This window comes from Bacillota bacterium (genome assembly GCA_033549065.1).
GTDB lineage: Bacteria > Bacillota > Dethiobacteria > DTU022 > DTU022 > JAWSUE01.
This window is the reverse complement of the sequence record JAWSUE010000004.1, coordinates 99,352-111,576: the sequence shown is the minus strand read 5'-3', so window position 1 is coordinate 111,576 and position 12,225 is coordinate 99,352. Positions and strand designations below refer to the sequence as shown.

8 protein-coding genes are annotated in these 12,225 nt (G+C 44.8%); all 8 read left to right on the top strand.

The window, feature by feature from the left end; genetic code table 11:
• The first annotated feature begins 3 nt into the window (after positions 1-3).
• The 8 genes from SCJ97_03805 (at position 4) to rpoN (ending at position 12,201) form a co-directional block, all read left to right on the top strand.
• A complete protein-coding gene (locus tag SCJ97_03805) occupies positions 4-1,383 on the top strand; it encodes a PDZ domain-containing protein (GenBank protein MDW7739167.1) in 1,380 nt (459 codons plus the stop codon).
• A 29-nt stretch (positions 1,384-1,412) separates the two neighbouring features.
• Entirely contained in the window at positions 1,413-1,979 is a 567-nt protein-coding gene (locus tag SCJ97_03800; protein MDW7739166.1) for a TMEM165/GDT1 family protein, read from the top strand.
• A 77-nt stretch (positions 1,980-2,056) separates the two neighbouring features.
• Positions 2,057-4,033 carry an excinuclease ABC subunit UvrB gene (gene uvrB / locus SCJ97_03795; protein ID MDW7739165.1) on the top strand — a complete coding sequence of 659 codons (1,977 nt, stop codon included), beginning with the start codon at positions 2,057-2,059 and terminating at the stop codon, positions 4,031-4,033.
• Between the two features lie 21 nt (positions 4,034-4,054).
• Positions 4,055-6,868: an excinuclease ABC subunit UvrA gene (uvrA, locus tag SCJ97_03790; GenBank protein ID MDW7739164.1), complete on the top strand. Its 2,814-nt coding sequence runs from the start codon at positions 4,055-4,057 to the stop codon at positions 6,866-6,868.
• Positions 6,869-6,902: 34 nt separating this feature from the next.
• On the top strand, positions 6,903-8,765 hold the full coding sequence (gene uvrC / locus SCJ97_03785; GenBank protein ID MDW7739163.1) for an excinuclease ABC subunit UvrC: 1,863 nt from the start codon (positions 6,903-6,905) through the stop codon (positions 8,763-8,765).
• A gap of 79 nt (positions 8,766-8,844) precedes the next feature.
• Positions 8,845-9,690: an RNase adapter RapZ gene (rapZ, locus tag SCJ97_03780; protein MDW7739162.1), complete on the top strand. Its 846-nt coding sequence runs from the start codon at positions 8,845-8,847 to the stop codon at positions 9,688-9,690.
• A 20-nt stretch (positions 9,691-9,710) separates the two neighbouring features.
• Positions 9,711-10,646 (top strand): DNA-binding protein WhiA, encoded by a 936-nt coding sequence (whiA, locus tag SCJ97_03775; GenBank protein ID MDW7739161.1) that lies wholly within the window; start codon positions 9,711-9,713, stop codon positions 10,644-10,646.
• A 136-nt stretch (positions 10,647-10,782) separates the two neighbouring features.
• Complete coding sequence (rpoN, locus tag SCJ97_03770) at positions 10,783-12,201, top strand: RNA polymerase factor sigma-54 (protein MDW7739160.1); 1,419 nt, start codon at positions 10,783-10,785, stop codon at positions 12,199-12,201.
• The last annotated feature ends 24 nt before the right edge of the window (positions 12,202-12,225 follow it).

The following is a 12,225-nucleotide window of genomic DNA, read 5'->3' as shown; positions in this document are numbered from 1 at the left end:
AATATGGAAGTTCTTCTGGAAATCAGCCGGGTTTTCATGTTGACCTATGCCCTGGCATTCGTGATGCCCATCTTTTGGATAGTTTTATTTCTTGTTTACTTACAATACAGGCGTCAGCTATTAACTGAAAAGAAATTATTCGGCCGGGCAATTAACAATCTGGGCAAACAGATGTTGACATCAGTTGGGCTGGGAGCAGTCGGGGGTATTGCAGCCAGCATAGTCCTTGTATTTCTGGGCCTTTCGCTGGAGCAGATCGGGTTATATTTTATATGGCCTGTGGCTTTATTGTTACTCCTTCTGAATCCCCGATATCTTTGCTTTTCATATGCCGGTGGGATTGTCGCTTTGCTTGTCCTTTTTACCCGTTATATACTGACAGATCTTTTTCCCGGTCTATCAGAAAATCTGATGGTTGAGGCACTGTTAAAAATTCATATACCGGCGCTCCTGGTATTGATTGGTCTTCTGCATCTTATTGAAGCGTTTTTAATTTACTTTGGCGCTCACCAGGGAAGCAGCCCGGTTTACCTGAAACAGGAATCGGGTGGTGTGATTGGAGCATACTTGCTGCAGAGGTTCTGGCCCATACCCCTGGTTGGACTTCTGGTGTCGGTGGTTCTCCAATCGGAGATTGTCGGGGTAAGCATGCCGGACTGGTGGCCTATACTCCAATCGACTATTCAACCCGGTGAAGGCCAGAGCCTGCAGTATATGGTAATTCCGGTAGCTGCCGGCCTGGGGTACGCCGACATTGCTATCTCCTCGTCTCCCCGTGAGAGATCCCGGTTTTCTGCAAAATGGCTTGCAGCCTATAGTATAGTTCTTCTAATCATTGCTATAGCATCAGAATATTATCCTTCGTTGATTATAATAGGAGTGATTTTGGCTCCGGTCGGGCATGAAATCCTTATTATTTATGGGAAAAAAAGAGAAGAAAAAAGGCCTTCTTATTACCAATTCACCCCCCACGGAGTGCAGTTAATGACAGTCTTACCGGGAAGTTCAGCCATGGAAGCAGGTTTGCAGGAAGGAGATAAGATCACCGGAATCAACAATATGGAAGTTAATAGCACCAGGGAATTGATGACAAAAATTGATGAAAGTTATTTCATGGTTTTTGTTGAAGGGATAAGGGATGGCAGTCATTTCTCGGTTATTTTAAAAAAAGAAGCTGGAACGAGAACTGATACAGGTAGAATTTATAATGATCAAATGAGGCCAGCTTCTTCCTCTTTATTACTTCACAGATGTGTAGAATTAGGAGTAATTCCGGTTCCCGAACCTGACTCGCCGGTTTATCTCGAAGCGAGAAAACCTGATACGCTGGGCTGGATCAGAAAAATAAAGAAGAGAATTAAAGTGATGCTCAGGATTTCCTGAATGCCATGGGCCAAAAGGTGGATTGAAATATGTTTGCTGCAGCATTCGCTGCTTTTATTACTATATTTATAGCTGAATTTGGAGATAAAACGCAACTCGTTTCGCTGGCTATGGCCTGCCGGTACCCTCCGCTGAAAGTTTTGAGCGGGGCCATGGTTGCTCTGGCTGCAGTTCTGGGTTTGGCTGTATTGGTAGGAGGTTTAATATTTACAGCAATTCCACATTCGGTAGTTGTTATAATATCTGGCGCTGTTTTCCTGATCATGGGGATTGCCAATTATCTTCGCAGGGATGATTCTGCAGAGGAATGCAAAGATCGAAATGGTTTTCTGCATACAATGATCATGGTATTTGTTGCTGAGTTTGGAGATAAAACTCAGCTGGCCGCGCTCTTCCTTGCAGCTAGCTTTGGTTATCCACTGGCTGTTTTTGCCGGTGCAATGGTGGCGATGTTCTTTAACCACCTAATTGCTGTTTACCTTGGCAGCCGTTTTATATCCAGGATAAATCCTAAAGTGCTTAAGGTCGGTACAAGTATGGTATTTATCATTATCGGCCTTCTGATTATTATTCTGGAGTCAGGCTTGATAGGATGATTCATAAAAAGTAATTTCTATATGGTATAATTGATAATGTTTATCAGTTATTAATAAACTGCCGGGGAGGTGTGAGATTGGCCGGCAGTACTTTCAAAATATATGCAGATCACAACCCATCCGGAGATCAACCGGAAGCAATTAAAGCCCTGGTGCAAGGATTGTGCCAGGGCTCCCGTTACCAGACGCTTCTGGGGGTAACCGGATCCGGTAAAACATTTACAATTGCCAATGTAATTGAACAGGTTCAGCGGCCAACCCTGGTTATCGCTCCTAATAAAATTCTGGCTGCTCAGCTGTGCAGCGAATTCAAAGAGCTTTTCCCGGATAATGCAGTTGAATATTTCATCAGTTATTATGATTATTACCAGCCTGAAGCATATTTGCCGCACAGTGATACATATATCGAGAAGGATTCCTCTATCAATGATGAGATAGATAAATTGCGTCATTCGGCAACAAGCGCTCTTCTTGAAAGATCTGATGTAATCATTGTTGCTTCAGTTTCCTGTATTTACGGACTCGGCTCGCCCAAGGATTATCTTGATCAGGTTTTATCTCTGCGTAAAAGTGCCAGAATCAGCCGGGAAGCGATCATCGAGCGGCTCGTAGATATTCATTATCAGCGTAATGAAATCGACTTCCACCGGGGAACATTTCGGGTCAGGGGAGATGTTCTCGAAATTATCCCTGCTTCTTTCTCTGAAGCTGCAATCCGGGTGGAACTTTTTGGCGATGAAATTGAACGAATCAGGGAAATTGATCTAGTCAGTGGAAAGGTTACCGGTGAACGAAGTCATGTAGCAATATTCCCTGCAACACATTATGTAACCGCTCCCGATCAGCTGCTGCGTGCTATAAAAAATATTGAAGCTGAATTGCAGGATAGGTTAGCCTATTTTAAAAAAGAAAATAAACTGTTTGAAGCCCAACGACTTGAACAGCGTACTTCCTTCGACCTGGAAATGCTGCAGGAAATAGGTTTTTGCAGCGGTATCGAAAATTATTCTCGTCATTTAGATGGACGTGATCCAGGAAGCCGCCCGGCAACCCTGCTTGACTATTTCCCGGAAGATATCCTTGTGGTCATTGATGAATCACACATTACAATTCCCCAGATCAACGGTATGTACCGTGGGGACCTATCCAGGAAAACAACCCTGGTGGAGCATGGCTTCAGGCTGCCGTCAGCTCTTGATAACCGTCCGCTGCAATTTGAAGAGTTTGAATCACTTGTCAACCAGGCAATATTTGTTTCAGCGACTCCCGGTCCCTGGGAATTGGAGAAAAGCAATGCGATAGTAGAACAGATTATCAGGCCAACCGGCCTGGTAGATCCTGCAGTTGAAGTCAGACCGGCAGAAGGACAGGTTGATGATCTTTATGGTGAGATCAGGAAAAGAGCCGAGGCGGGTCAAAGGGTATTGGTTACAACCATGACCAAAAGAATGGCGGAGGACCTTACTGAATATTACCGTGACATGGGGATAAAAGTGCGCTATATGCATTCAGATATTAATGCTCTTGAAAGAATGACCATAATAAGGGGATTAAGAACCGGCGAATTCGATGTTTTGATCGGAATCAACCTCTTGAGAGAAGGATTGGATCTGCCTGAAGTGACCCTGGTTGCCATCCTTGATGCAGACAAGGAAGGGTTTTTGCGGTCCGATCGTTCATTGATTCAGACTATCGGAAGGACAGCCCGCAATACCGAGGGCAGAGTTATAATGTATGCGGATGGGATAACATCTTCTATGCGCAGAGCTATTGATGAAACGGAGCGCCGCAGGCGCAAACAGCTGGATTACAATAGAAGGTATGATATTACGCCGAAGACCATTGTGAAGCCGATCCGTTCGCTGATTGAAGCTACAGTTGCGGCAGAAGAGGAAGGTCGCTACCTGGGTGACGGATTTAAGAGAATGGCGCCGGGCGAGCGAAAACAGGCCATAGATAAATTGCGAAAAGAGATGATAGAGGCTTCAAAAGAGCTAGCTTTTGAGCGGGCGGCAGAGTTACGTGATATGATATTCGAACTGGAGAAGCAGTAATGTTTAGAAGAGGTGAATAGCTTGACATCAGGAGAAATAATAATTCGGGGGGCGAGGGAGCATAACCTGAAGAATATTAATCTTAATCTCCCCCGTAACCAATTTATAGTATTTACCGGACTCAGTGGTTCAGGAAAATCTTCACTGGCATTTGATACTATTTATGCTGAAGGACAGCGGCGTTATGTTGAATCCCTTTCAGCTTATGCCCGTCAATTTCTTGGTCAGATGGATAAACCTGATCTCGATCATATTGAAGGGTTATCTCCGGCCATTTCAATTGATCAAAAAACGGCATCTCGTAATCCCCGCTCTACAGTTGGGACAGTTACGGAAATCTATGATTATATTCGGCTGCTCTATGCCCGGATCGGAAAACCATTCTGTCCGACCTGTAAAAAGCCAATCAGCCAGCAAACAGTTCAGCAAATGGTTGATCAGATCATTACCCTGCCGGAAGATACCCGGATTCAGGTTTTAGCCCCGCTGGTCAGAAGTAGAAAAGGCGAGTATTCACGGCTTTTCGAAGACATGCGCCGGAAAGGATATGTCCGGGTACGGGTTGATGGTGAAGTAAGGGAACTGGAAGAAGAAATAAACCTTGATAAACAAAAAAAACATGACATTGAGGTTGTGGTAGATCGCCTGATCGTCCGTGAAGGGATACAATCCCGCCTTGCAGATTCGCTTGAAACAGCACTTAAATTGAGTGAAGGATTAGTTTTAATCGAAGAGGTCGGTGGTAATGAACTTCTTTTCAGTGAAAATTTTGCCTGTGCCGATTGTGGTTTCAGCTTCGAAGAAATCAGCCCCAGAATATTTTCCTTTAACAGCCCTTATGGTGCCTGTCCTGAATGCAGTGGTTTGGGCAGTCGGGCTGAGTTCGCTGCGGATCTGATTATTCCATATCCAGAACTTTCGATCAGTGAAGGAGCGGTCCAGGCCTGGTCGGGGCAGAATTACTACCAACAGTTTCTTGAAGCGGCTGCGAAAGCATGGGGAATAGATCTCAATAAACCATTTGGAGAACTCGATCCTGAACAGCAGGAAAAAATTCTCTATGGTTTTTCAGAAAAAATAAATTTCCGTTATGTAAATATGTTCAAACGGGTTCGCTTTTATAAAAAGGCTTTTCCCGGAGTATTAAAGCTTCTGGAAAAACGGTATGCATCTACCAGTTCCGAGGAAATGCGCGCCGAAATGGCTCGCTACATGCAGGTAAAACCCTGCCCTTCATGTTCCGGAAGCCGTTTGAAACCTTCCAGCCTTTCTGTAATGCTGGGAGGGGTTAATATTGCAGACATTACTGCCTTAACTGTTGATGAGGCGGCTGGTTTTTTCACTGAACTTCAGCTTAATTCACGCGAACAGCATATCGCAAGGCAGGTTATGAAAGAGATCGGAGAAAGGTTGCAATTTTTATGTAATGTGGGGCTTCAGTATTTAACGCTTGATCGCACAGCATCTACTCTATCCGGCGGGGAAGCACAGCGAATCAGGCTGGCAACCCAGATCGGTTCCGGGCTTACCGGGGTTATCTATATCCTTGATGAGCCAAGTATCGGACTCCATCAGCGCGATAATGCCCGTTTAATAGGCACACTTAAAGCGCTAAGAGATCTCGGAAATACTGTATTAGTCGTGGAACATGATGAAGAGACTATTCGTAGCGCTGACCACCTGGTTGATATCGGTCCCGGAGCAGGTGCCGGTGGTGGAGAAATCGTTGCCCAGGGATCTTTGGAAGAAATTATTACCGCGCCTGCGTCTATTACAGGCGATTATCTCGCCGGAAGACGTTTTGTGACTATCCCGGAAAATAGGCGGTCAGCGACTGATCGCTGGTTATGGATCCGTGGAGCTGCCGAGCATAATCTTAAAGATATTGATGTCGGCATTCCGCTCGGTTTATTTGTATGCGTTGCCGGAGTTTCCGGTTCAGGAAAAAGTACCTTGATAAATGAGATTTTGGCCAGGGCTCTTGCCCGTAAACTGCATAGATCGAGAGAACAGGCCGGCCGGTATAGATCCATCGAAGGTATTGAACAGCTCGATAAGGTGATCGAGATTGACCAATCGCCAATCGGCAGAACACCCCGATCAAATCCGGCAACTTACACAGGTCTATTTGACGGTATAAGAGAAATATTTGCCAAGACAACCGAATCAAAACGACGTGGTTACAGGCCAGGCCGGTTTAGTTTTAATGTAAAGGGTGGTCGTTGTGAAGCCTGTCGTGGAGATGGCATACTGCGTATTGAAATGCACTTTCTACCCGATGTTTACGTTCCCTGCGAAGTGTGCCGTAGTAAACGTTATAACCGTGAAACCCTTGAAGTTCGTTATAAAGACAGGAATATAGCCGATGTTTTGGAAATGACAGTCGAAGAAGCACTTGATTTTTTTTCTGCCATACCTAAAATCCAGCGTAAATTACAGCTGCTCTATGATGTTGGCCTGGGATATATTCATTTGGGTCAGCCTGCAACAACTTTGTCAGGTGGTGAAGCCCAGAGAGTTAAACTGGCCACCGAGCTTTCCAGGCGCAGTAATGGCCGCAGTCTCTATATTCTTGATGAACCAACAACCGGGTTGCACCTCGATGATATCAGTAAACTGTTAATTATTTTGGAACGATTGGTTGAAAGCGGTAATACCGTGGTTGTTATCGAACATAATCTGGAAGTGTTGAAGCGGGCTGATTATCTTATAGATCTTGGGCCTGAAGGCGGTGACGGGGGTGGAACAGTTGTTGCCAGCGGCACTCCGGAAGAGGTTGCCGCCTGTACCGGATCTTATACCGGTCAGTGGTTGGCCCGTATTTTGGCTGGGTAACTTGTGATCATATTATTCCGGAGGATTAAGATCGTTGATTAAAGAACTGAAAAAAACGGTGAGCCATTTTCCCGATCTACCGGGAGTATACCTGCTGAAGGACAAGCATGATAAGATTATTTATGTAGGGAAGGCTCAATCACTGCGCAATCGGGTTCGATCATATCTTACTGAATCGCCGGCTGCTTTGCCCCGGCTTAAATCCCTGCAGGAAAAGTTGACCGCAATTGAATATATTGTGACTGATTCCGAAGTGGAAGCTTTAATTCTGGAATGCAGCCTGATCAAAGAATATCGCCCCCGTTTTAATGTTAACCTAAAAGATGATAAAGACTACCCTTATATGTTAATCACACCGGAAAAATATCCTCGTCTTGAACTATTAAGGTTATCGCAGAAAAGTGGAAAAAGAGGGCGCTACATCGCTGTACCGGGGAAAAAAGAGATTCGTTATGGTCCCTATACCGATGTTGGCTCAATAAGGGAAACTATGCAGTTTCTCGGGACAATTTTCCCTTTAAGGCGCTGTCGTCAGCCGCTTGACGGAACCCCGGCTTCGACAAGACCCTGTCTGAATTTCCAGATGAAACGATGCATTGCTCCCTGCCGCGGAGAAGATTATGTATCTGCGGAGGAATATGACAACATAGTCAGGCAGGTGATGTTATTTCTGGATGGTCGGTTTTCCGATCTTGAGCAGAAGCTTAAACAGCAGATGGAACAGGCAGCGGAAAGACAGAATTTTGAAGAAGCAGCGGTAATAAGAGATCGGCTAAAGTCTTTGCAGCAGGTTGCCGGATATCGTCAAAAAGTATTGCTATCTGAAAAGAGTGTGGATCGTGATATTATCGCCCTGTCAAGGCTGGGAAAACAGAGTGCTGTTACCCTGTTTCAGATCAGAGGTGGTAAACTTTTGAACAGGGATTATTTTAATTTAACAGGAACTGTTGATGTTGAAGATCGGGAAGTGATCACGGCCTTTATTAAATCCTACTACAGCAGGGTCGATAAAATCCCTTCGGAGATAATTTTATCGGTGCAGCCGGCTGATAGCGAAATTCTGGGGCAGTGGTTCGGAAATAAAGCAAAAAGAAAAGTTACCCTGAAAATTCCAGTTAGAGGTGGCCTGAAAAAGCTTGTTGAATTGGCAGAAAGGAATTGTTTACTCCGGCTGGAAGAGGAAGAAGAACGCCGTATGACCAGGATCGATAAACCTTTACAGGATTTGCAGGAGCTGCTCAGCCTCAAAGAACCGCCGGGAAGAATAGAAGCCTATGATATATCTCACCTGCGGGGAGAAGAAACTGTGGGAGCGATGGTTGTTTTTAATAATGGTGAATCCAGCAGTGATGATTACCGGTTTTTTAACATTCGCAGTGCCCCTGCAGGTGATGATTATGCATCGCTGAGAGAAGTCCTGTTGAGAAGAGTTAAGCAGAACCACTGGCAGAAACCGGACCTTGTTCTTATTGATGGAGGCAGGGGACAGCTCAGTACAATTAAAGAGATCCTTCAGGATACAATCTTTTCTGATGTGCCCCTGCTGGCGTTAGCTAAAAACCCAGACCAGCTTTTCGTTGAAAACAGCAAACAACCTGTGCTTCTGTCGGCTGATAATGCCATGCTGAAACTGCTGCAGCGAATTCGCAATGAAGTTCACCGGTTTGCAATTAGCGGGCACAGGAGGCGCAAAAATCGCCGGAATATCCGATCTGTTTTGGAAAATATTCCTGGTGTGGGGCCGGTAAAGCGAAAAGCATTGCTTGAATATTTTGGCAGCCAGGAAAGAATAATTCAGGCTTCTACCGAAGATCTTCAAAAAGTTCCAGGTATTAACCACTCCCTGGCTGAAAATATCTTCAGGTTTTTTCATAACCGCCAGCTACAAGATATTTAATACCCCTAATAAACCCTGTTTCATATGGTATACTGGTCACAAGACAGGGAGGTGGATTTCGATTAATACTGAGAGTGGAATGCGATTTGTCATAATTACCGGGCTTTCAGGTGCAGGGAAGAGTCATGCTTTAAATTGCTTTGAAGACCTGGGATATTACTGTGTTGACAATATGCCTCCAACTTTGATCCCGAAGTTTGCCGATCTATTCATTCAGTCTGAAAATGAAAAAGTTGCCCTGGTTTGTGATATGAGGGGAGCAGCTTTTTTCGAAGATCTTTTTGAATCGCTTCAGGATCTTGAAAATCGTAACATTGATTATGAAATTCTATTTCTAGCTGCAGATGATGATGTGTTGATCCGGCGATATAAAGAAACCAGGCGTCGTCATCCCCTGGGTAGTTTGAGTCTGCCTGAAGCTATTCAAAAAGAACGCGAAGTTTTAAGCGAGTTGAGGGGAAGAGCCAACCGGGAGATAGACACCTCCTCGCTGAAGCCCTGGGAATTGAAAGCCCGGATAGTTGAGATCTATGAACCGGAACAGCGTGATAAAAATATGCAGATCCGGATTATTTCTTTCGGTTTCAAGTTTGGGCTTCCCATGGATGCTGATTTGGTTTTTGATGTGCGATTTTTACCAAACCCCCATTACGTAGATCATTTAAAGCCGCTTACCGGCGAAGACGATAAGGTTAAGCAATATCTCTGGCGATGGACTGAAACATCAACCTATTTTCAAAAGCTGAAGGATCTCATCGAGTTTTCGATCCCTTACTATCTTAAAGAAGGTAAATCCAACCTGGTAATAGCCATCGGCTGTACCGGTGGGAAACACCGATCCGTAGTCTTGGCTGATGAACTGGGCCAGGCTCTTGGCTCCCGGTTCAACCTGATTATAGAACACCGCGATATTCACAAAAACTGATCAAAGGGGTAGTATTATCTGTGTCTTTGACCAGGCAGGTAAAAGAGGAACTGACCAGGCGGGAAGAGCTGCTCGACTGCTGTAGCTCCTGGGAACTTAAGGCATTGTTACTTAGGCACGGGTACTATACTATTCGGAGAAATGTCCATATTCTCAGCATTGCGGTTGATGACAGCATTGTCGCCCGCAGGTTATTCAACCTTCTAAGGCAGGCCGGGGTTGCAACCCCGGTTATAGTCAGACAGCAGGAAAAAAGGTTGGGTAAAAACAAATTTCTTGTTCAGGTCCCCGGGGCGGAGCAGATAGATGCCCTGCTGGTTTACCTTGACTTAAAAGAGGCCGGATGTCACATCGGTTTTTTTAGAAGATCTTCGGCTGTCCCAAGACGAAATTGCTGCTTGAAAGCATTTCTGCGTGGACTTTTTTTAGCCGGGGGCAGTATCAGTGTATCAAGAAAATCGGGTTATCATCTTGAATTAAACTGCGGCAGTTTTGAAGATGCCCAGGTTTACAAGCGGATCCTGGAATCATTTAACCTGGTGCCCATAATCAGAAGGCGCAGCGGTTCTGTCTTTATATATTTCAAAAGTGCTGAAGCAGTCGCCGACTTCTTGCGCATAATAGGTGCCGGCGGAACATTATTGAAGTTAGAGAGCATGCGTGTAGTTAGCAGTATGCGGAACCAGGTTAACCGCCTTGTTAATTGTGAAACTGCTAATCTGGAGAAGGTAATTGCTTCTTCACGACACCAGCTTGATATTATTGATCAAGTGGATGCTCTGATCGGTTTAAACAATATCACACCATCTCTCAGGGAAGCCGCTGCTGCCCGCAGGCGTTTTCCTGAAGCCTCACTCAAAGAACTTGGTGAGATGCTTGAACCTCCTGCAAGCAAATCTGCAATGAATCATCGGTTCAGGCAGCTTGAAAAGATCCTGGAGAAAAAATCTGGGTAGCTAGCAAAAAGCGTGCCAGTTAGTTCACCCAGGGCAGGATTTATTTTCAGTATGTCGAACTAGCTTTTAACCGGCTTTTTAGCGGCTTACTAAATCCTGACAGAACTTTTAAGATTTTTTGATAGGAGTTTTTATAGTGAAGCTTGATTATAATCTCAAACTGGAACAAACTCAAAAGCTGATCATTACGCCTGAACTGAAGTTGGCGATAACGCTGCTTCAGTACTCTGCGCTGGAACTTCAGGATTATATCCAGGAAGAGCTGCTTAATAATCCGGTACTGGAAGTGCAGGAGCCACAGGAAGAAGAGAAAGCTGAAAATGAAGAGGTAGTAATTGATGAGGAAGCCAAAAAGGTTTCTGATGATGAATTTCCCTGGGAGGAATATTTCAGGGATATGGATCTTGATACTGCTGAAAGTTATAAAGGCGGTATAAGGATCGATAATGAAAATTACCCGTCAATTGATAATTGTGCCTGTTCTGAAAGTACTATGGCCGAAGATCTCCTGGGACAGCTGCGTTTACTCTCTCTGACGGAACGCCAGTTTAACGTAGCTTCTTTTCTTGTCGGCAGCCTTGACCATAATGGCTACCTCCAGGGAGAACTTGATGAATTGGCTATTGCACTGGGGGTAGATATCCCTGAGCTGGAAGAGGCTCTTGGGATTATTCAAAAGCTGGAACCAACTGGGATCGGATGCCGAAATCTTCAGGAATGCCTGATGCTTCAGCTGGACAAAATGGAAGATCCACATCCTCTTGCCTGCGAAATAGTAAAGAAATTTCTGCCTGCTGCCGCTGATGGTCGCTATCAGTATATTGCTTCACGCTTGCGTTGTGATCAGAATCGAGTAAAAGAAGCGGTTAATCTGATCAGGACTTTAAACCCCAAACCCGGAAGTATATTTGGTGAAGGTGAAGAAACCAGATATATTATCCCCGATGTGATTGTGGAAAAGGTTGATGACCAGTATGTGATCATGGGCAACGACAGCAACTTTCCACAATTAACCATCAGTACGGTTTACCAAAAATTGCTAAAAAGCAGCTCTACAGATGAACAGCTGTCTTCATTTATCAAGGGGAAAATTGAAAAGGCTTATTGGCTTATCCGGAGTATTGAACAGAGAAGGCTGACTTTATTTAGAGTATCGCAACAAATAATTGATATCCAAAAACCTTTTCTCGATTACGGTATAAAAAAACTAAAACCCCTCACCCTAAAAGAGGTTGCGGAGAATGTGGGAGTTCATGAATCAACTGTAAGCAGGGCAACCGCCAATAAATATATCCAAACGCCCCGTGGATTATTTCCCCTTAAATTTTTCTTTTCCAGCGGCATCACCGGATCCGAAGGAGACAATTACTCCTCGCACAGTATAAAAACGTATATCCGAGAGCTGGTTGATGCGGAATCGCCGGATAAACCGTTAAGCGATCAACGGTTAGCTGAGGTGCTGCAGGAAAAGGGAATAAGTATATCAAGACGAACAGTTGCCAAGTACCGCGAGGAGATATCAATTCCCGCTTCATACAAAAGACGCCGTAAATAGATTCAAGAGGTGGTGAAGGCAGTT